The organism is Cardinium endosymbiont of Dermatophagoides farinae (assembly GCF_007559345.1).
In the GTDB taxonomy this organism is placed as follows: domain Bacteria; phylum Bacteroidota; class Bacteroidia; order Cytophagales; family Amoebophilaceae; genus Cardinium.
In genome coordinates, this window is the sequence record NZ_VMBH01000001.1 from 422,938 (window position 1) to 444,154 (window position 21,217).

The following is a 21,217-nucleotide window of genomic DNA, read 5'->3' on the forward strand; positions in this document are numbered from 1 at the left end:
TAAACAAAAAAAATATATGTTAAGATAATAGGTTTCATTGAAAGGTATGCTATATTTCAACTATTGTCATGCCGTTCATACAGTGTATTGGACTCTTTACCGTTACCTCTTTTACGGAGGGATGGCTTTTTAAATAGCTCCGTATGGCGCTACGCAAAATGCCCTTTCCCTGTCCATGGATGATTTTTAATCGATTGTGACCCAATAACAATGAGCGGTCTAGAAATTTTTCTAATGCACACAGTGCTTGGGCCTTATTGAAACCATGCAGATCAAGTATTGGATCGGCTGCTGTAGATGGTGCGCGCATCGTAATGGTTTTGACTGGCATCGTTCCAATAGATGGGGCAGGTGCTACTGCCTCAACCGCCTCAAGTGGAAGATAAAAGTGCAGCTTTCCAAAAGCAATCAATGCTTTATGCAGGTGTATATCTATTACTTGACCTATGGCAGATTGATTTTTAATCCGTACATAGCTACCAACCAAAATGGCCATATTTAAAAAAAATTAAAAACTAAGCAGACAGCCCCTCTAAAGCTACATAAACTTTGTCATATACCTTAACTGCCCTGTCCAAAGAGTTTTCTAAATAATAGTTTACACTTGCTTTAAAGGCTTGCTGATCCACCCCATGTAATGTTAATATTTTTTGATGGTTTTGATGACGCAGTCTATCTATCGTTTCTTGAGGGTAGTAGCTGTTGAGTAACCAACTATTAAGCAGTTCCAAATCCCTTACCACATGGACAAAAGCGACTTCATTGATTATAGTGGTAGGCCGATGATCGGTAAAGATACGTGTAAGCGTTGGCTTACCTACCCAATATAATAATAGCGATGATGCTAAGAAAATAGCAGCTATTTTTTTCATACTGCAAACAAGAGGTTAAGTGATCTATTTCATGTAAAGTTAAGTAAAAAACCCTATATTAGGTAAATGTGAAGTAAAAAATTAGATAGATGAAAAGAATTTAATAGGAGGTAAGCGGGTTTTGCAGGAGCCTCATTACATATTTTTATGTACGTAACGATAGCTCATATAAACATTGATTATGGAAGTCTACCCAAAAAAAATTCTTTCTGTTGTTCATCCAAGAAAATTTAACTTTGATAAAAGCACCAACTACCACTTGTCTATTAATATAGGCGATGGCCTGATTAAAGTATGTTGTATAGAACATGCTACGCAAGCATGCTTATTGCTGGGCATATATGCACTTCCGCTCGATAAAAACCATCCAAGCTATATTAAAAGCTTAGAACAACTTTATAATCAAGATTTTTTTCTCATTAAAAAGAATTGGCGTTCTGTTACGTTATCTATTTCAAATCAAAAGTTTACCCTGTTGCCTCATCTGCTGCTTAGCACAAAAGATTTGTTGCACTATATGCATGTTGCTTGTGGTGTAGATACAAATGATGAAGTGATCTCTTTTACCCATCCATTGGCGAAAGTGTCCGTTGTCTTTTCAGAAAATGCTGCTGTATTAGATTGGTTTAGAAAACGCTATACGGGTAGTAATTTTCATGTTATCCATCAGGCCAATGCAATTATAGAAGGATCCCAGATAGAATGCCTACCTAAAACGGAATTATTTGTCTGGTTGGCAGTAGATTATTTATATATAGTGGTCCATAATAAAAGACAATTACGCTATTGTAATCTTTTTACTTATAAAACATCCGATGACTTTTTAACCTATCTATCGGCTGTAATCCAAGTGATGCAGTTGGAACCTACTTCCTGTCCACTACTGGTGAGTGGATGTATTGAAAAAAAGTCATTGGCCTATCGTCGGTTAAAAGCATATATGCCAAAGACTACATTAAAAACTAAGATTAACTTTTTACATGCCAATCCATATGTTTTTAAAGCAAGTGGCACTTCGCCTATGTTGTATTTTGACGTGATCAGCAGTTTCCTTTGTCATACCCATAGCAACGCATGCTCATAAATCAAGGGCTATGGTAAGCTTAGGCTGTCTATTAGACCTTCTACAAAAGCTATTTGTGATCAGCAGTTTTTAGGAGAAGCGCAGTCGAGCACCGCAGCATACTAAATGTATGTGAGGAGCATAGACAAGCTTCGACACCAAAACTGCCATTAGAAATAGGTTTTGCAGAAGGTCTATCTAAGATCCATTATTTTTAGTCAGATCTGTTTATATGTCTCTTATTTTAAGCATTGAAACTGCTACAGCGGCTTGTTCTGTCGCGTTACACCATACTGGTAAGCTTATAGGCCATACCACACTTTTCACTGATCGTTCCCATTCGGAATACCTGATGCCTATTATAGAAGATTTATTAAAGAATAGTAACTATGATCGTGGGTCATTAGCTGCCATAGCCATTTCTGGTGGTCCTGGTTCTTTCACTGGGTTACGGATTGGCACTGCAGTTGCCAAAGGGCTTTGCTATGGGTTAGCCATTCCACTGATCTCAGTTGGTACATTAGAAGCCATGGCCTATGGGATGCGTTCATTTGTCGATAAGGAGACTTTGTTATGCCCCGCTCTTGAAGCCAGAAGAACCGCTATTTATACCCTTATCGCTGACCAAGCAGGGCAAATCAAACGTCCTGCCCATGTAGCATTGTTAGATAGTAAGGTATATAGAGATGCACTTCCCTGCCAATCCCTACTCTTTTTTGGAGATGGCGTTCCAAAATGCAAAACATTTCTTATGGAAGACAAAAAGATTCATTATATAGAGCAGCAGGTAGTGCCTTCTGCTATACAAATAGGCTATTTGGCTTTTTTGAAGTTTCAAAAGCAGCTTTGGGAAGATATGGCTAGTTATACACCCTATTATTTAAGCCAATTTCAGTAGCAATAAAGGAATTTTTAATATTTATTTGGTTTTTTTTAAGATTAACCTTAATATTGCTGCTATTAAGTCATTTGGTGGGGGCGATTTGGCCTGTAGTAAGGTCAGGTTGCTTCTGCATTGTAGAAGTTGTAATTTGTAATTAAGTAGTAAAAGAAGTTTATAACACACACAATTTTTAATAATTATTAACATGAAAGGAATCAAAAAAACTTTAATGGCAGGTCTATTGACTTGCGCTGCGTTGAATCATGCACACGAGGCAAAGGCGGAAGCGAATCCGTTGAGTTATGGTTTTCACCTTAGTGGAACTATATCCTCTGCTATAGGATGTAGTGATGAGGCTAAATTTGGTGCAAAAAAAGCAGAGCCTAAGTTCTTCGATAACCTATGGTTTTCTCCTAAAATTTATGTAGAATATGCACTTGCAGATTATTTCGGTATGAGGCTCGATGTTCTTTATATGAGGCAAGGAGGTACGCTGGAAGCAGAGGAGGAAAAAAATGATGACAATTCGAGCAGCTCTAGTAAATCATCTATTAGTATGGCTGCTCATAGTGTTGGTATAGGATTGCATGCATGCTTTTACCCACTTAGTCTAGATGGAGAAGATGGTGCTTTTAGAGCTATGCTAGGCGGTTCTGTTTCTATGCCGTTCAAAGAAACCTATGAGAAAAATGGTAAAGACTTCACAGTTGATGAGGGTAAAAAGAATGAACTAGCAGGCCTTGATATAGCTGCTGTTGGTACGCTTGGATATGAATTCCCTATTGGATTGACTATTGAAGCTCAATATAGATATAACTTTTTAAATAGATTTAAAACAGAAGGCGATAAAGAACAAACTGTATTCGACAATATATCCAAATTAAAGCAACTTCACACGCAATCTATAGCCCTTGGAGTAGGTTATAACTTTGCTGCTTTGTTCTCTGAGTAATCTGGATGTAGGAAGATAACGTTTCTATACTTTATTTTTCCTGGTTTTAGTAGCAGCTAGCTTTTGCTTATATGGCCCGTTCGTCTAGGGGTTAGGACGTCAGGTTTTCATCCTGGAAACAGGGGTTCGATTCCCCTACGGGCTACTTCATTATCTTCTCTTTAGCCATACACAGCATTGCTATCCTTAAAAATTGTATAAAAAAACGCGCCCTTGGAAAAAGCTGCGATCAGAAAGTGCAGCTTACAGATGAATAGAAAAACAGATTGTAGGGAGGTATGCGTTCAATGCTATGGCCATAGTAGGAAAATGCCCCTGTAAAAAGTTGCGAAATAGAATCCGCTCCTTACAGATGATTAGGAAAAATAGATTCCTTTCAAGCCCGCGCAGCGGGCGGTTCCTGTTTTTCCATCTGTAAGGGGCGGGTTCCGCAACTTTTTGCCGAGGGCTTGATTTTTTGTTACTTTTTTATCAAGAAAAAAGTAAGAGAAAGACTCCTTTTATCAAGAAAAAAGTAAGGATAAAAATTCCTTTAGGTTTTTTATAGGGTTGATTTTTATATTAAAAGGTTTAGCAAATTGCTGATGCTGTGCAGTTATAAACACCTCTTTAAACCCCAGTTTTTCTGCTTCTGCGATTCTATATTCCATTCTTTGTACGTTTCTAAGCTCACCGCCTAATCCTACTTCTGCTATAAAACATTTTAAGTTTGAGATAACCTGATCCTTTAGAGAGCCTATCACTGCCATACAGATGGCCAGGTCTAATGCGGTATCATCTACTCTAAGTCCCCCTGTAATATTTAAAAACACATCACGGTCATGTAGACGAATCCCTGTTCGTTTTTCTAATACAGCTAGTAACATATTCAAGCGCCTTGGATCATAGCCTGTAGCATTGCGCTGAGGGTTTCCATATCTGGTTGCAGTTACCAATGCCTGCACTTCCAGCATAAGTGGCCTGGTGCCCTCCAAGCAAGAGCCAATTGCTATGCCGCTTAGCGCATAGTCTTTTCCCGAAAGTAGTATAGAAGCAGGATTTTGAACGCCATGTAGTCCAGTCACTTTCATCTCATATATGCCTAATTCTGATGTAGGGCCAAATCTATTCTTTATCGTTCGTACCATTCGATATAGGCATGGTTTATCTCCCTCAAACTGCAGTACAGTATCTACCATATGTTCCAATAGTTTAGGGCCTGCTAAAGCCCCATCCTTATTGATATGCCCTATTAAAAATAGCGCTACGTTTGAACTTTTGGCATAATGCAGCAATCGTGTTGTGCAAGCTTTAATCTGGTTGATGCTACCTACAGCCCCTTCTTCTTCCTCAGCATATAAGGTCTGAATCGAATCTATAATTAATAGGGTTGGTTCCAAATCATTGGTATGTTTAAGGATCTGTACGAGTCCGCACTCCTGGAGCAGCAAACAGTTTGCAGAGGATAATCCCAGGCGAGCAGTACGCAGTTTAATTTGATGGGTTGTTTCTTCTCCAGATACATATAATACCTTACCCTCTTTGAACTGTAAGGCCATTTGAAGCAGCAGCGTTGACTTTCCAATACCAGGCTCACCGCCTAATAGCACCAACGAACCTGGAACAATCCCTCCACCCAGCACCCTATTGAGTTCGGCATCTTCAGCTAACAACCGTTTGTTAGTAGGCGCTTGAATCTCATCTAATCTTTGGGGATAATTGATAGGTTGCTGATTTTCAAAATGTTTGGTACTTCCTTTTGTAGCAAATGAAGTGAGCCTATTCCATTCCTTGCAAGCGTCACATTTCCCTTGCCATTTCACATACTCAAGCCCACAGTTTGTACAGACGTATGCCATATAGGTTTTATTTAGGTTTCCAATAGAAGGCTAATAGTTATATTTATAAAACTTTATAGACCTCTTTTTTTAGGAGAAGCGCAGTCGCGAGCATACACAAATGTATGTGAGGAGCGTAGACCACAAAATTGCCATTTAGTAATCGACTTTCGAAAGAGGTCTAATAGATAAAAATAATGTTTATAGCTCATATTCCCATGGACTATTTATTCGACGCGCCTATTCAAACTGAATTTGACAGGGCTTCATTTTATTATAAAAGCTGTTCCTCTACCAATGATATGGCCCAAAGATATATGTTCCATTCCGCAGAAGGAACCATTTTTATTACGGAGCATCAGTATAAAGGAAGAGGGCAACGTGGTAGCAGTTGGGCATCAGAAGCGGGTAAAAATCTGCTATTTTCCTTTATCTTATATCCAGAATGGTTGGCCATAGATGCTGTTTTTGCCTTGAATATTATTACCAGTTTGGCCATTTATAAGGTGTTAGTGGCTTACCTTCCCAAGGCGCTTGCTATAAAATGGCCCAATGATATCTATTGCTTAGACCAGAAACTAGGTGGTATATTAATTGAAACCAATATAGGTGACAAGATCAAAGCAGCTGTAGTTGGTATTGGGTTAAACGTCAATCAGCTTCACTTTGAATCTTCCAAATGCACCTCCTTAGCCATACAAAAAGGAACCATCTTTGATAGCGCACTACTGTTAAACCAGATTATGGATGGCTTAAGCAGCTATTATGCCCAGCTCCAAAATGGAAACCATAATCTGCTTTGGGAGAAATATAGCAATATACTCTACCGTAAAATAGGATGGCATGCCTTTGAAACGATATATGGATCTTTTGAAGGGCATATCGTAGCCGTGAATAGGAGAGGGGAGTTGGTTGTAGCAGCACGTAATGGCAACCATTATAGTTATAAACCCAAAGAGATCGTATTTGTATAGATGTGCAGCAATGTTTATAGTGTATTTGCTTTTTGATAAAAAAATTTGTAAAATTGCATAGTTATAAAAGCCCAGGTCATACACGTCTTAATATTTCTCTTTTTATTCAAATTATTCAAAAATCCTTATCCGTTATGAAAAAGTATTTTATTGTTTTGCTGCTTATTATTGCATCTTGTAATGGGTTAAGTAAGTCTACTTCAAATAATATGGGTCAAGTCCACAGTAATAGCCAGAGGCTAGATAAAAATAAAAGTAAAGAACTCGGCACAACTGAACTGGATGAAATAAATTTAGAAACTGCATCTTGTGAATCTTTAAAGGCATGGTATCGTAAGATTGCCTCTTTTGCTCTAGATCAGGAAAAAGCGTATCGAGACATCAAATCATTTCTTGGGGAAGGCAGGCTACTCTTTTTCGATTTAGTAGGCAAGACAACTTTAACGCAGGAAGTTTTAAGACAGGCACTAGAAATTTGGAATAGGGGAGGTACACTTTCTAGTTATTGTGGTAATATACAAAACGTGTTCAATATTGAAAATTTTATAAAGATTCCTGATAGAATAAAATTCCCAATGGCGCTAGATGATTTTGAGGAACGCTTTCCTGAGTCTTTTAAACAAAATAATCCTACCTATGTTGATCAAATGGATTGCTTAAAAATGCTACTTACACAACATGCTGACAATGAAAAAATTAAGGAAAGATTTTATAGCTTATGTAGCAAGGTGTATAAAGGTAGTAGGATCGATAGTCCATTCGGAATTGTAGTTTGTTTAGATGATTGTCCTATACTAAAGGGCTTTTTAGATTTTATAGAGTCGAAAGGTATAAAAATATCTATGAACGATAAACAGATTTATACGGGTAGTGAATCTAATTACCAGATAAGACTCTGTAGCCAGAAAAGCCAGCGCATCAATGACAATACATTGAGTGGGCAATATTGGTATGAACATTCTCCAATCACATATGTAACACAGTCTGGTAATGTAGATATACTCCGGTTACTTATAGATCGTAGTAAGGAAGTTGATAATGCTTCACTTAACCTTAAGGAATGGTTAAATATGGCAGCAAATTATGGTAGTTTGTCGATATTGAAGCTATTCATAGAGAAAGATGAGTCTGTAGATCACCACATGATCATGCATTTAATATATAATGACCATGTGTCTGTAGTAGAAGAATTGCTTAATCAGGGTCTTATAGACCAAGAAAAGCTAATAAAAAAAGATGATACCGTGATTTGTGATTTACAAAGTGTATTTATTGCTGCAGTAAGGAGGTATATGAGCATTCTTACTCTTACTACTTTCAAAAACACCCCATTAAGTTCACCATTAAAAGCAGAATTAAAGCTATTAAAAAATCTACTTATTAAGATTTTAAGAAATGAATGTATAAATATTTGTGAAAAAGACCTAAAAAAAGGTAAAATCAAATTACTATATTATGCATTTACCAAATCTTCACAAGAATCGCCCAAGTATCCCGAAGAATTCCATAATCTAATATTGATATTGTCTCAACATCTCGATTTTGAAAAGATTATTGATGAGCAGTATTATGCTTATTTTGCTAAAAGTTACTTGACTATCCGCAAGTTAGTGGAGCGATGTGCACTTCCGGATATAGTAGCGTTATTAGAATCAATAAAAAAGCCCAACATTCCTAAGTCTAATTGGCCATATCGTTAAAACACTTAAGGACTTATTTTTGCTCACAATTCCTTATGCATCGACCACAAAGCGACCTTTCTGAGGCTATTTTTATGGTGAACAAACCTTTGGGTTGGACCTCTTTTGATGTGGTCAAAAAGGTGCGCCATGGCTTACAAATCAAAAAAATAGGTCATGCCGGTACCTTAGATCCGTTGGCTACCGGGTTGCTTTTGCTATGCAGTGGCAGGCAAACTAAAAATATTAGCAGCCTTCAAGCGTTGGATAAGGTCTATACCGGCCAAATTGTGCTTGGTAAGACTACACCATCTATGGATTTAGAAACCCCCTTTGATAGTTTATCTGATTATGGCCATATCACCAGGGAAATGGTAAGCGCTGCTGCTGCTACCTTTGTTGGGTCTATGCTACAAATTCCCCTATCTATTCAGCCGTTAAAGTAGGTGGCAAAAGAGCCTATAAAATGGCTAGACAAGGAGAAGCAACTCAGTTGAGTCCTCGTCCTATTAATCATCCATTCCTTCTTGCTGACAGCCATTGAGCTGCCATCTATTATGTTTAAAGTAGTTTGTAGTAAAGGAACCTATATTCGGCGGCTTGCCCATGACTTAGGCGTAAAATTAGGCGTTGGAGGCTACCTCCATACCTTATGCCGCACCCAAATAGGCGATTATTGTTTGGATCAGGCTTATAGCCTAGAAGCATTGCTGAAAATCAATAGATTTTCAGATTTTCCCATTCAGTGCAGTGGCGGAGAATCTGTTCAATTAATGCCGTGAACATACAACGACTTATGGATAGTTGGTATCTGCTTTTGTCATCCGATCAAGGAACTTGGTCCGGAGTAAAAATAGACCTTTTTCGAAACACTGTTTCTAGTGGCCATTTTGTTGTCAAAGCTTCCCTATGCTCCTCATATACACCTGAGTATGCTGCGGTGCGACTGCACTTCTCCTAAAAATTCCTTATCACAAATAGCTCTCGAAAGAGGTCTAATAATGAAAATATCTCTTTTCTAACTGGAAAACAGGGTAGGGAGTAAGCTAAAATTATAATAACTTATTTGTTTTTTTAAATAATTGTTGAAACCTGCAGACAGTTATTGTTGAATAACTCAACATCGTTTTATATGTTTCTTTATTATCTAAAAAAATAATCATGAAAAAGTATTTAGTTTTGCTGCCGCTTTTTGCGTCTTGTGGGTTAAGTAAGTCTAATATGGGTCCTGAAGGACAGGATATGGGTCCTGAAGGGCAGGATAGTCAGATAGTAGGTGGCAGTAGTTTAGATACAAGTAGCAATCTAAATTCATTATTAGGAGATAGGAGCTCCCAAGAAGTAGCCAGTGAAATCCTTAATTTGCCTAAAGATGAGCTATCCTTATTTTCTATTGCAAAGCGATTTACAGAATTAAAAGCTCATTTTTCAAAAAAGCCAAATTGTCCGTTTCAAGATTTTATTAATTCTTTAGTTTATTGTTATAAAAAGGAAATTTCTGATAAAATTGTTGTGTTTGTAGTACAATGCGGTTATACAGAACTCCTCAAAGCGTTATTCTCTTATGGTGATAAGATAGATGTAAATGGGGAATATATGCCATATATACCAAATATACCAAATATGCCAAGTACTAATCGTGCAACCCCTGGTTTACTCTTATCCATATAGCAGCAGGCTATAAAAAACCTGAAACAGCAATACCTGTAATTGAGATTTTATTGGCTAACGGTGCTGATATAAATAAAAAAGATAGTGATGGGCGTACTGCTTTACATGTGACAGGGTGGGTAAAAACAGCCGAATTCTTATTGAACAAGGATGCTGATATAAATGCAAAAGATAATAATGGGTGTACTGTTTTACGTTCGGAAATCGTGTCCTTATGTGAGCTGTTAGAAAACTATAAAGAAGACTGTGACTTTTCCATGACATTAGAAAAATTGAGCAAAATAGAAGGTAAATCTCTAAAAGAATTGGACATAATAGAAGGTAAATCTCTAAACTCAGAATATGTATCATATATTAACTAAATATATGTCTGAAACAACGATATTTTTTATTAAAAAACATTTACCAAAAATTAAGCTATTGTTAGAAAAAGGAGCTAATCCGTGTCTGGACGGTGAGGGTGAGCTTAGTAAGGAAGGTGATAATAAGCCTTCAGCTTGGCATGATGCTCCTAATCTTATTCGAGATATAATTGAAAGTATATATAATTCAACAAAAATTAAAGCCGTGTCATCACACATTGATATGAAAAAAACTGTGTGATTTTCTATTGAAATAACGTTGAAACGACAAACAAAAAGGCACTCATGGAAAAAAGTTGCATTTTTAGCAATTTTTCCATGAGTGCCTTTCTTTTTAATTAGGTAAAAAGGAAAAGAATGAAACCTTCTCTTTTCCCAGGTCCACTTTCAGCACAAAGATTTATATCAGCAAAAAATGCTTCTGTTAACAGGGGACGTTGGGCATTGCCACTGCTTTATTTCTTTGCCCAGTTCTGTTATTATCTTATCCCATTTCTTTTTGTATGCAAAACGCCAATTAATGTTGCTTAGACAGGATTGGAAATCTGCACCTTTGCTATTTTTTCTGCATAGATCTGCATGATAATCTATTAAAGGTTGTATCATGTCCTTGGCCATATCTTGAGTAATACGATCAAAAGAATGGGATAATACTACCGTCATTAATGGTGTCAACCCATTAAGATCTTCTATATTCGGATCCGCCCCCCTAGCTAGTAGAAGCCGAACTTGGTCTATTTTTCCAAGTATTATTAGTTTTCCTATTAGAGAACATCCTGTTATAGGACCTACCCTATTTGGATCTAGTCCTTGATCAAGCCAATAGGTTAGCCTTTCTATCGAAAAATCATGCTTCAAAAGGTCATCAGCAATCTTCTTATTTGTGAATTTAGGAGCCTTTACCTCCTCTAAGCCATTATTGGATGCTTCATTAGTAGCTGAGTCGAAGCGCATTCCATTACGAACCAAGTCTGCTGGTTTGTTGGATATTGCATTAAGAATGAATGCTGTCTTCTCAGTAGTCATATTGTATGGTGATGTGGTACTTGTACTTGGCATAGTACTTGTATGATCATCGGGTAACGTGGGTGATGCGATAGTGGTAGTTGAATTGTTATTATTATTCACGCTAGGTACATTTGTTTGATTTGCATTTGTATCCGTTGGAACGCCACCAGCCATTATTAACCCACTTAACATAGCCGTTAGACCGTAAGATTTTGTATTTATACCCAGCTCTTGTCTTGTATTGACACAAGCAAACAAAGCATTACAACTTAATAGTACAATAAGGAGACCTATCCTCGTATTGTTTGTGTATGTTTTCATAGTATGAATTTATTTATTAGAGCCCATGGCTTATTCTATATTATTCAATGTGCTGCCTTAGTTTATTAAGACAAAAAAATATTAACCAGACGCAATGGTAGGCAGCTATCTACTTACCCCTTATTTTTAGAACGTACAAAAAAATAGATATAATTACAAATAAAAATCCGAATAAAATCTCTCCTTTTGCGTGCAAGGCAATTGCTGCTGGTAGGTTAAATTATAAAGGAGGAAAACCAGATGATATATCTATAGTGGTTGTTGGCGTTAAATTAGCGTTTGATTTTTTCCTACTTTTTGATCCAGCAAAAATTAATAAAAAACTCCTTTTTCTCACCAGTCTGAATAAATGCTATATTTATTTGCTTTTTATTAAAAAAATTTACAATATAAAAAACCTAACTAATACACGTCTTAGTATTTCTGTTTCTATTCAAAACTTCTATCCGTTATGAAAAAGTATTGTATTGTTTTACTATTTATTATATCCTGTAATCGATTAAGTAAGTTTACTTCAACTAATATGGGTCAAGCTTCAAGTAGCCAGAATGTGAGTGAAGATAAAGGTGAAGATAAAAGTAAGAAGCTCGGTACCATTAAACTGGATACAGTAAATTTAGAAGTTGTATCTTATGAGTATTTAAAGGCATGGTATCGTAGTATTGCCGCTCTTTCGCTAGATCATGAAAAAGCGTATCGAGACATCAAATCATTTCTTAGGGAAGGTAGACTACTCTTTTTCGATCCAGCAGGCAAGGCAACTTTAACGCAGGAAGTTTTAAGCCAGGTAATAGAAATTTGGGATACGGGACGTACACTTTTTAGTTATTGTCGTGATACACACAACATATTCAATATTGAAAATTTTATAAAGATTCCTGATAGAATAAAATTGCCAATGGCACTAGATGATTTGAAGGAATCCCCTCCTGACTCTTTTAAAGAAAATAATCCTATCTTGATCAGACCTATGGATTGTTTCAAAATGTTATTTATAAAGCATGCTGCTGATAATGAAACAATTAAAGAAAGATTTTATGAACTATATAGCAATGCATACAAAGGTACTTTTGCTAGTCTATTTGGACTTGTAGTTTGTTTAAAAAATTATCCTCTTCTAGAGGAATTTTTAAATGCTATGAGTTCGAAAAATATAAATATAGCTATCAATGATAAGCAGATTTATTGCACAGTGGTCCCACTAAAAAAACTTGACAAGCGTCTCCTAAAGGCCCGTTTATATCATAGACATAGAAACACATCTATCCAATATAACGAGATTAATACCTATATTTCTAATAATCAGAATTTAGGCACCGTACGACGATCTTTTTTCCTGGATCCAGCAAGTCTGCATAATTATTATCCAATTGTACGACGATATGATGAACTGGATCAAGGGAGTAATTATTCTGTATTCGAATATATGCTAGAATTTGCTGAGGAAGATGGCCTCAAGCTATTGATGTCTTATCATAAGGAATTGAATAAAGATCCTTTAGTCTCTATCGAACCTGATTTAATCGTCAAAGTATGGCATCATCACCCGGAAAAATTGAAGCTATTAATAGAGGGAGGTGTATTTGCAGATCAGGTTACCATCATGGATTTAATATGGTTTAAACACGTGGCTATAGTATTAGATTGTCTTAATCAAGGCTTTATAAAAAAAGAAACGCTTATTAGAAATAGTATACTCGAGCGTAATAAATAATAATAATGTACTCAGTTGTACTATACAAGGGTATATTGGAATGTGCTTCTTGCCTTGATAGAAAAATCCCAGAAAAAAAAGAAGAATTAAACATGCTAAAAAAGCTACTGGAGATCTTAATAGCCGAAAGACATGCTTCCAAATAAACGCTCTAAACGCAATATTATAGTAGATATAATGTTTTGTGATAAGCAACTACCATCTTTTAAAGATTTCTATCCTAAAGAATTAGATTATGAAGCAGTACATGATTTAATCTTTTTACTTTCTTCACATCGCGATTTTAAAAAGCTTATTGATACACCCCGCCCTCTTTGCCCATTCGACGATGGTGTAGGTGAGTTCCTGAACAAATTTATGGATGTTCTTTATACAATATTACCTTCTGATCCTTCTGAACTTTATACCATACGTCAATGGCTGAACCAATATGGACTTGATAAAACAAAAGCATTATTAGCATGCTACTAGTTCTAGTTAGTTGCATTAAAACACTCAAGGAACTATCCTTGCTAAACCCCTTATATAGGCGCCATATCATTAAGCCGTTGCAATGTGAGTAATTTAGCTTTTATAAAACAGGGGGGCTCTATTATTTTTTCAGGCTTTCTAGCTGGAAATACTTTAGAGGATCATCTTTGTAAGATTTAGAATTTTTCAGGATGACATCTCCTCTTGCCTACTATATCTACTGGTTAAATGAACATCACCAGCTTGTTTACCAGCCAAATCATAAGTCGCATAAGCAGCTAAAACCGATTTGCCCGAAAAAGCAATACCGCATGCTAGAACTTCTTCTATATAAGGATACTGCAATAATTCCGTATGATAGGCTTGTGCTTGTATTTGATCTAAGGCAAGTTTAGCTGCAGTTTCCAATTCTTCTTCTTTACGTACCTGTTTAAATTCCAATAGCAGCGCTTTTAGCCCATCTTTAGGAATGATTAATACATCACATATCTTCCAAAGCCGCTTTCTCGATTGGAGCGTATATAATGGGTTCTACCTAAACTAGCCAGCATCGCTAAGACAAAACCATGATAAAATCCTTCTGATTTTCTAGAAAATTGTGTATCAAAACAACTAGCACTTTGCCGTAAAAACAAGCTTAGTTCTTCCACAAAAAGAGGAACGGCGCCAACTACTAAATGTTCCAAAAAAGCGTTATAAACACATTGATCAACAAATTTACTACTCAACCATTCTTTAAAGAATCTATTGTAGAGTCTACGTATTTCCTGATTGGGAAGCGCAACGATACAATCATATAAATCATTATCTAAACTTAGGTTACTTGTTTGAAAGGTTAAATAACCAGCGAATAAGAGTAAGCTCCATAAAGCTGTTTCGTCCCTATCCAATAGATCAAAAGCAATGTGTTTGTCTACAGGAACAGTTAAAGCTTTTCCCTGCATTAATTGTTCAAATTGCCTTTTAATGCTATCGCTAGCCGATAGTAGCAGTTGTTTGATTAAATCATTATTACCCGTATTCACCCAATAGACATCAAAACAACCTGATCTATTGATACAAGAAATAATAGACCATGGATTATACATAACCAAGTTCCCTACCCTATAACCATTGTACCAATTTCTTACTTCTTCCATAGAAGTACCAAGATCTTTTGCTTTAAATAGAGCGGAAACTTCCATTTCGCTAAAACCAAAATGGGAACTATAGGCTTCATCTAGTAAGGTATAGGTTTCTAAATTATTCAATCCAGAAAGCATACTGTCTTTAGAAACACGTAATATGCCTGTTAGTAGGCCTTTTTCTAGAGCAGTATTACCTTTTAGCGCATTACTAAATAGATTACGCATAAATTTGACCATACGATTCAAGTATGTCTGATTACCGTAAGCTTTATTGATTGGCGTATCGTATTCATCTATCAGAATATAAACCTTCCGGCCATGATGTTGGTAGAGGCATTGACTGAGCAGCTTTAAAGAACGCTCTAACTGTGCCTGATTGACTTGTTTACTCAGGATAGTATGTAGTTGTCTTAACTGTATTCCATTAAGTGCATCACTTTTCAATAAGTAAGCATAGGAACTATAAACTTCTAGTATCAACTCATAAACCGAATCATATGCTTCTTGAAAATCATCTGCATTGACGTCTTTAAAGCTGATCATAATGACAGGATGCTTTCCTTGATGTTGCGCAATATATTTACCACCTTCTATCTTACCTATTGCTAAACCATCAAATAAACCTGCTGTACTTACCCCATTCACTTCTGAAGCAAAAAAATGTTGCAGCATAGACATATTGAGTGTCTTACCCCAACGACGAGGACGGGTAATTAAGGTAACTTCTTCTCCATTTTCTAGTAAATCAGCAATCATAGCTGTCTTATCACAAAACAGGTAATCGTTAGATACCAGCTTATGAAAATTATCAACCCCAGTTGGTAATTTATGCTTATTCATATGAGATTGTTTGCGTTAATCTTAGCTTATATCTGCAATTCAGTATTTCAGAAATAAAAAAGCTAATCAAAAAACTTGAAGCGTTACCAGATTACACCCTAGATGCTGAATCAGGTTAAGGCAATTTCTTTTCTTCAAAGAATTTACTAGAAAAGAATTTACCTACTATGTAACCAATAGATGCTGCAGTTACAGTTAAAAATAGATCTTTTTCTAATTCTAGAAATAAAAAAAGCACTTCTCTTTTCTGATAGACTACTAAAAATAGATCCAAGTAAAAAAGAAAGTACAAACAGGTAAATAAAATCCAGGTTCTGGAGATCGATTTTTCAGCTTTTAGTTTCTTAATCCAAAACCCACCTAGTATAATCGCACCTAATGACAATAGCAATAATAAAAAAGAAAAGATTGGGTACAAAAGGAGGTTGGCTAAAACATTATAGCAAAGTGCCAAGCCACCTAATATGTTTTGAATGGCACCTTCTGCGTGGGTATCCTTTTTAAGGATCTCATCTAGAGACTCAGAGGGCATATCTGGTGCAGCATCGGAGGCTTTAGACTCCAAGTCTTCTCTATTCCCTTCTGTTTCGCTTGTAGCTTCCGATCCTGTAGCTTCCAATGCAACATGTTCCGTCTCTGGAGATGCAACGGCATCATGCCATTTAAAATTTGTTGTGATAAAGAGAATCAGTAAATAGGATAAGCGGCGCATAAATTTTAAGGCTGAATTACTTTTTTGTAAGTGATTTTTAGATTAGATTGATGTCGAAGCATAGCGATTGCCTACTGGAGTATGCTTCCTTGCTCAATATCTTAATTTTTGGAAAAAGATCATAGTTTAAATGTATGAATATTGAAAAAAAACTTAATATTTTATTTGCCGGAAGAGGCACCTGTCACGCTGAACGATTGTTACCTGAATTGGTAGCAAATGATTTATTGATTAGCGATAGGCAATTTAGTGACCACCTTCGATTCCTCTATTTATATACCGACTTACTCGCTTACTATGACAATAACAATCAACGCATCAATCAGAATGTCTGGCGAAAGTTTTTGGAACAGGATGATACCGTTATACGTTCCTTAATTCTACACACCAATATTGATACGCTAAGAAAAAATATTCATAAAGATTTTTTAACGCTACGCAGAAACCCAGCAGCGATTTTAGATCATAACTTGATAAAAAATATTTTGGTAGTGGCCCAAGAGCTAATCATATTACTGGATTATTGGTATAAAAATCTATCTAATGAAGATGTGGTTCGCGCAAAATTAGACACGATTATACATAAAGAAATCAATACCCATATTACTAAAATATACAAGGTGCTGCAACAACATCGCAAAGCCAGTTCCATTCAATCTTTTATAGATTTGTCTACTTTTCTTGATCAGAAGTGTCATAGTGCTTCCTTATGGCAATTAAGAACTGATCTGATTTATGATGAAATAAGTGGTATAGAGCCTAGTGATGCGCAAGTTATTGATATTTTTGGTGATTTTTTTGATGCTGTTTTTAACACCATTTATAAACTAAAAGAACTAGCTGCTAGTGATTATTTTGACACCCTTTCCGGTCAAAATAAAGAACCGCATATAGCACTGTTGATCGCTTTTCTACAGCTGCTACAGTATGCAGATGCGCATCTTAACTACATTCCACAAAGAACACTAGATCATTATTATAGACATGTACTAAAATTTAATAACAATCCTTCTATTCCAGATCAGGCTTATATCCATTTTTCGCTTAGCCCCAACCAACCCTTTGCTTTTGTACCAGAGGGCAGCCTCTTGGTTGCAAAAAACCCAGTTAATGGCGAAGATATTTTATTTGAAACCAAAAGAAATATAACGATCAATAAAGCTAAAATTGCACAGGTTAATACGCTATTGATTACTAAAAAGTTTGATAAAGAAGGCTATAAAACAGTTGAATTATCTACTACTACCTATGATAGCAACCTATTACAAGGGCTTCCTTTTCAGTTGTTTCCTACACCAGCGCATAATGAAGCCATCAAAACGCAGTCGAACGAGCAATTGGCTGTACTGGTTGGGTCACCTTTGTTTTACCTTGCTGAAGGCATCCGAACCATTCATATCAAGTGGAAACTTACCTTTGAATCCTTTCAGATATTAATCAATCGCAATCCAAATAAGAAGGTTCCTACTGCAACATTTTTAAAACAATTGTCCGGTATGCTGTATACCCTATCACGGGTACAAATTACTACTAAAGATGGATGGCTGACTATACCAGAAGAGTCTGTAGCATTAGCCTTTGTGGATGAAACGCGTTGTCTACATATGACCCTATCTTTACATACAGAAATACCGCCAATAGACGTGTTGTCTGATGAATATCAAGGTAAAATAGTTAACCCTGGTACCCCTACCGTTTTTGTTGGCATACGTGATAAAGCATCACTTACTGGTTTATACCTTTTAAATGGTTTGGCACTGGAAACAATAGATTTAAAAGTTAGTGTGCAGGGATATCGTGGATTAGTACTTCAGAATCAACTAGGTATCATTGACAATAGTCAAATTTTTGAGCCTTTTGGTCCATTGGCCAAACTGGATAGCAGCTTTTATATAGGCAGTGGAGAAATCTTCTCTAAGAATCTAACTGATTTAAAAATAAATATCAAATGGGACAGCATTCCTACCGTAGAAGGAGGGTTTAAGTCTTATTATGATGCTTATCCTACTAAGGTAAATAACGATGACTTCAAGGTAAATATTGCTTATTTGAATCATCAGCACTGGAATCCATCTCATGCCCAAAACAGACAAGTTGTCCCTCTTTTTCAGGTTATAAAAAATAATAAAGGTGGCGAGCAGTTAGATTACCTTAGAACCATTAATGAGATTGACGTAGCTGCATTGCGGATTACCAAAACGAATCATCCATTAGATGTTGCCGTCTATGGCCCCAAAACAGTAGCCGGTTTTTTAAAATTACAGCTATGCGCACCAGAACAAGCTTTTGGCCATGCCATCTATCCCAACCTGATGAGCAGCATACTCGTTAAAAATGCCCAAAAAAAGAAAGATGAAGCCATAACTGTATTGAATGAGCCCTATACGCCTCGTATTAAATCCATTACAGTTGACTATGAGGCAGAGGAGTCTATGGTATTAACTTCCCCCCCTGGGGAAGAGGAAGAAAAATACCTAAATAGTTTTTTTCATATTTCTTCTTTTGGCTATTTAAAAACATTTCCAAGTAAGTTAACTGCTCCACCTACATTATTGCCATTGATAGAACAGAAAGAATCATTTATAGCTTTTGGCATAGGAGATCTAAACAGCACCCATCTCTCTATGCATATAGCTATTGGCGAAAACAACCCCGATCAAGAAACCCAGCAACCAAAATGGTTTTATTTATCTGACAATATTTGGTTGCCCTTTGAGGAAGCGATTGTTGTAGATGGAACCAATGGATTATCTAAATCTGGCATTATCATTTTTGATTTATCCAATTTACCCAGCCAGGTGAATAGAAACAATACCCGTATGACCCCAGGATTAACCTGGATTAAAGCACAGTTTATGGACAAAAAAGGAGCATTGGCCACTATTGTCGGCGCCTATATGCAAGCCGTTGCTGTGTCAAGGGTTATGGATAAAAATGGTGTTTTTTCTGCTCCGGTATTGCCTGCAAAAGCGATTCAAGAACTCCAGAACCCTATAGAGGGTATTGAATTGGTCGTGCAACCCTTTCAAACCTTTGGTGGTAGGCAATTTGAAAACCATCAAGCCTTCTACAGACGCGTTAGTGAACGTTTGAGACATAAAAATAGAGCGATATCTGCGTGGGACTATGAGCGGATTGTGCTTGAAAAATTTCCAGAAATCTTCAAAGTAAAGTGTGTCAACCATGCAGCAAAAAGCACAAATAATATGGCAAATCCTGGCCATGTAACCATTGTGGTCATGGCTAAAGCAGATCCTAATATAGGGATACCGCTTGTTAGTAGACAGCTTTTAACTGAAATTAAAAGCTATATTCAAAGCGTAAGTACCCCTTTTATAGCGTGTGAGGTTATCAATCCTATTTATGAGGATGTTAAAGTTAATGTTACCGTTAAGTTTAAACCCGGATATGAAAAAGGATTATTTTTAAATTTGCTATACCAAGATTTACATAACTTTTTTTCTCCATGGATATTAAACCCATCAGTGGACCTCCAGTTAGGTGGTAATATACCTACTTCTAAGATTATAGACTTCATTAATAACCGTTATTATATAGAAGGAATAGGAAATTTTTCTATATTGAAGTATTCTGGTAATCCTCCAGACTTAAAGCTAGACAAGGTAACAACCTATGATAGTCATTTATTTGCCGGTTATCCATGGTCTGTTATGGTTTCTTCAAAAAATCATAAAATATCTGTTGTGGATAAATTCGATACTGCCGTGAAGTTGCGTCATGGTAGCATAGGGGATATGGCTATTTCTGAAGATTTTATAGTAGGTCCGTGGGAGCGTCCTAAGCAAGAGCCTATACCATGTGTAGATAAGGGTGCACCCATACCAAGTTTAGAAGAATACTGTTTAATTACCAAAAAATATATTAGCACCGATCATGGCAATCACTAGTAGAGAGGCACTAAAGAAAAGCTTTGAAAAAGGGTCTATCCCTACCCAACGTGATTTTGAGGATTTGATAGACTCAATGTTTCACAAACAAGATGATAAGATTATTTCTCAAGATCATGGCTTGAGTTTATCTCCTAAAGGGAGTTCCTCTAAGTTGATAACCTTTTTTAACAATTTAAACGACTTTAAACCTACTTGGAGTATTGAACAATATCCCAAAAATACCCCAGATTTTGGATTTAATCTTGTTGATAGGGAAGGGGAGAGCAAGCTTCTTATTCAAGCCAATGGATATGTTGGCATAGGTACAACCAACCCATCAGAAAAACTAACCGTAAATGGTAACATCAGCATGCATGGACGTAGGGGCACTTATACCGCTGGAACAGTCCCTGGTGATGGCAATTGGTATAATATTACCCCTCCATTAAATGCATGCCATGCCTTTGAAGTCATTGCTAAAATTGGTAAAAAAGGGCGTGGTTTATATGCCATGACCCACGCTATCGCACTGAGTACATTTGGGGACTCAAGCAATAAGATTAATGCTGTAAAGGCCTATTATGGAAGTTTCAGAAATAAAATTAACCTTCGTTGGACGGGTGATACCTTTAATTACACGTTACAAATAAGGACGCAACGTGATTATGGGAAGATAGTATGATTAAATATTATGTAACCAATTTATGGTGGGAAGAAGAAGAGTATGAAGCTGTGCATCAATAGATCCCTTTCGAGGCTCGATTGCTACATGGCAATTTTAGTGTCGAAAAATTGCTTGTCATAAATCGCTTTCGAAAGAGATTTAATAATAAACGCTTGTTTTCTGGGTAAAGAGATATC

The 21,217-nt window shown here is 36.4% G+C and carries 20 protein-coding genes, 1 tRNA gene and 1 pseudogene; 15 read left to right on the plus strand and 7 right to left on the minus strand.

Annotation, left to right across the window (positions count from 1 at the left end; genetic code table 11):
- Positions 1–49: 49 nt before the first annotated feature.
- Both FPG78_RS01950 and FPG78_RS01955 read right to left on the minus strand, forming a co-directional pair.
- Complete coding sequence (locus FPG78_RS01950) at positions 50–496, minus strand: Smr/MutS family protein (protein WP_144086377.1); 447 nt, start codon at positions 494–496, stop codon at positions 50–52.
- A 19-nt stretch (positions 497–515) separates the two neighbouring features.
- Positions 516–872, minus strand: a complete 357-nt coding sequence (locus FPG78_RS01955; protein ID WP_144086378.1) for a DUF4296 domain-containing protein — start codon at positions 870–872, stop codon at positions 516–518.
- 181 nt (positions 873–1,053) lie between these two features.
- On the opposite strand from FPG78_RS01955, the gene FPG78_RS01960 reads away from it, so the two are divergent.
- From FPG78_RS01960 to FPG78_RS01975, 4 genes are all read left to right on the plus strand, one after another.
- On the plus strand, positions 1,054–1,956 hold the full coding sequence (locus FPG78_RS01960) for a DUF3822 family protein (RefSeq protein ID WP_144086379.1): 903 nt from the start codon (positions 1,054–1,056) through the stop codon (positions 1,954–1,956).
- A gap of 211 nt (positions 1,957–2,167) precedes the next feature.
- Positions 2,168–2,833 (plus strand): tRNA (adenosine(37)-N6)-threonylcarbamoyltransferase complex dimerization subunit type 1 TsaB, encoded by a 666-nt coding sequence (gene tsaB / locus FPG78_RS01965; protein WP_144086380.1) that lies wholly within the window; start codon positions 2,168–2,170, stop codon positions 2,831–2,833.
- Between the two features lie 190 nt (positions 2,834–3,023).
- On the plus strand, positions 3,024–3,770 hold the full coding sequence (locus FPG78_RS01970) for an outer membrane beta-barrel protein (RefSeq protein WP_144086381.1): 747 nt from the start codon (positions 3,024–3,026) through the stop codon (positions 3,768–3,770).
- A 73-nt stretch (positions 3,771–3,843) separates the two neighbouring features.
- Positions 3,844–3,915: transfer RNA gene (locus tag FPG78_RS01975), tRNA-Glu, on the plus strand.
- A 358-nt stretch (positions 3,916–4,273) separates the two neighbouring features.
- Here FPG78_RS01975 and radA read toward each other — a convergent pair.
- Positions 4,274–5,608 (minus strand): DNA repair protein RadA, encoded by a 1,335-nt coding sequence (gene radA / locus FPG78_RS01980; protein ID WP_144086382.1) that lies wholly within the window; start codon positions 5,606–5,608, stop codon positions 4,274–4,276.
- A 197-nt stretch (positions 5,609–5,805) separates the two neighbouring features.
- Here radA and FPG78_RS01985 point away from each other — a divergent pair, with 197 nt between their 5' ends.
- From FPG78_RS01985 to FPG78_RS02010, 7 genes and pseudogenes are all read left to right on the plus strand, one after another.
- On the plus strand, positions 5,806–6,561 hold the full coding sequence (locus FPG78_RS01985) for a biotin--[acetyl-CoA-carboxylase] ligase (protein ID WP_186292408.1): 756 nt from the start codon (positions 5,806–5,808) through the stop codon (positions 6,559–6,561).
- 134 nt (positions 6,562–6,695) lie between these two features.
- The gene (locus FPG78_RS01990; RefSeq protein ID WP_144086384.1) at positions 6,696–8,261 is read left to right on the plus strand and encodes an ankyrin repeat domain-containing protein; all 1,566 of its coding nucleotides are present in this window, start codon (positions 6,696–6,698) and stop codon (positions 8,259–8,261) included.
- Between the two features lie 74 nt (positions 8,262–8,335).
- A pseudogene (locus FPG78_RS08270) lies at positions 8,336–8,784 on the plus strand (pseudouridine synthase family protein).
- A 13-nt stretch (positions 8,785–8,797) separates the two neighbouring features.
- On the plus strand, positions 8,798–9,022 hold the full coding sequence (locus FPG78_RS08275) for a hypothetical protein (protein ID WP_320411050.1): 225 nt from the start codon (positions 8,798–8,800) through the stop codon (positions 9,020–9,022).
- Between the two features lie 379 nt (positions 9,023–9,401).
- Entirely contained in the window at positions 9,402–9,911 is a 510-nt protein-coding gene (locus FPG78_RS02000; RefSeq protein ID WP_144086385.1) for a hypothetical protein, read from the plus strand.
- Positions 9,908–10,273 (plus strand): ankyrin repeat domain-containing protein, encoded by a 366-nt coding sequence (locus FPG78_RS02005; protein WP_223262043.1) that lies wholly within the window; start codon positions 9,908–9,910, stop codon positions 10,271–10,273. The genes FPG78_RS02000 and FPG78_RS02005 overlap by 4 nt, the downstream gene beginning before the upstream one ends.
- A gap of 4 nt (positions 10,274–10,277) precedes the next feature.
- Positions 10,278–10,514 (plus strand): hypothetical protein, encoded by a 237-nt coding sequence (locus FPG78_RS02010; protein WP_144086387.1) that lies wholly within the window; start codon positions 10,278–10,280, stop codon positions 10,512–10,514.
- Between the two features lie 164 nt (positions 10,515–10,678).
- On the opposite strand, the gene FPG78_RS02015 is transcribed toward FPG78_RS02010, so the two are convergent.
- The gene (locus FPG78_RS02015; protein ID WP_144086388.1) at positions 10,679–11,602 is read right to left on the minus strand and encodes an ankyrin repeat domain-containing protein; all 924 of its coding nucleotides are present in this window, start codon (positions 11,600–11,602) and stop codon (positions 10,679–10,681) included.
- Between the two features lie 451 nt (positions 11,603–12,053).
- Here FPG78_RS02015 and FPG78_RS02020 point away from each other — a divergent pair, with 451 nt between their 5' ends.
- Both FPG78_RS02020 and FPG78_RS02025 read left to right on the plus strand, forming a co-directional pair.
- Positions 12,054–13,316 (plus strand): hypothetical protein, encoded by a 1,263-nt coding sequence (locus tag FPG78_RS02020; protein ID WP_144086389.1) that lies wholly within the window; start codon positions 12,054–12,056, stop codon positions 13,314–13,316.
- Between the two features lie 132 nt (positions 13,317–13,448).
- Positions 13,449–13,787 carry a hypothetical protein gene (locus tag FPG78_RS02025; protein WP_144086390.1) on the plus strand — a complete coding sequence of 113 codons (339 nt, stop codon included), beginning with the start codon at positions 13,449–13,451 and terminating at the stop codon, positions 13,785–13,787.
- 186 nt (positions 13,788–13,973) lie between these two features.
- Here FPG78_RS02025 and FPG78_RS02030 read toward each other — a convergent pair whose 3' ends face one another.
- The 3 genes from FPG78_RS02030 to FPG78_RS02040 form a co-directional block, all read right to left on the minus strand.
- A complete protein-coding gene (locus tag FPG78_RS02030; RefSeq protein WP_255431702.1) occupies positions 13,974–14,228 on the minus strand; it encodes a hypothetical protein in 255 nt (84 codons plus the stop codon).
- 32 nt (positions 14,229–14,260) lie between these two features.
- A complete protein-coding gene (locus FPG78_RS02035) occupies positions 14,261–15,754 on the minus strand; it encodes an AAA family ATPase (protein WP_144086392.1) in 1,494 nt (497 codons plus the stop codon).
- A gap of 115 nt (positions 15,755–15,869) precedes the next feature.
- Positions 15,870–16,466: a hypothetical protein gene (locus FPG78_RS02040; protein WP_144086393.1), complete on the minus strand. Its 597-nt coding sequence runs from the start codon at positions 16,464–16,466 to the stop codon at positions 15,870–15,872.
- A 134-nt stretch (positions 16,467–16,600) separates the two neighbouring features.
- On the opposite strand from FPG78_RS02040, the gene FPG78_RS02045 reads away from it, so the two are divergent.
- Positions 16,601–20,374: a baseplate J/gp47 family protein gene (locus tag FPG78_RS02045; protein ID WP_144086394.1), complete on the plus strand. Its 3,774-nt coding sequence runs from the start codon at positions 16,601–16,603 to the stop codon at positions 20,372–20,374.
- Positions 20,361–21,038 carry an adhesin gene (locus FPG78_RS02050; protein ID WP_223261949.1) on the plus strand — a complete coding sequence of 226 codons (678 nt, stop codon included), beginning with the start codon at positions 20,361–20,363 and terminating at the stop codon, positions 21,036–21,038. The genes FPG78_RS02045 and FPG78_RS02050 overlap by 14 nt, the downstream gene beginning before the upstream one ends.
- The last annotated feature ends 179 nt before the right edge of the window (positions 21,039–21,217 follow it).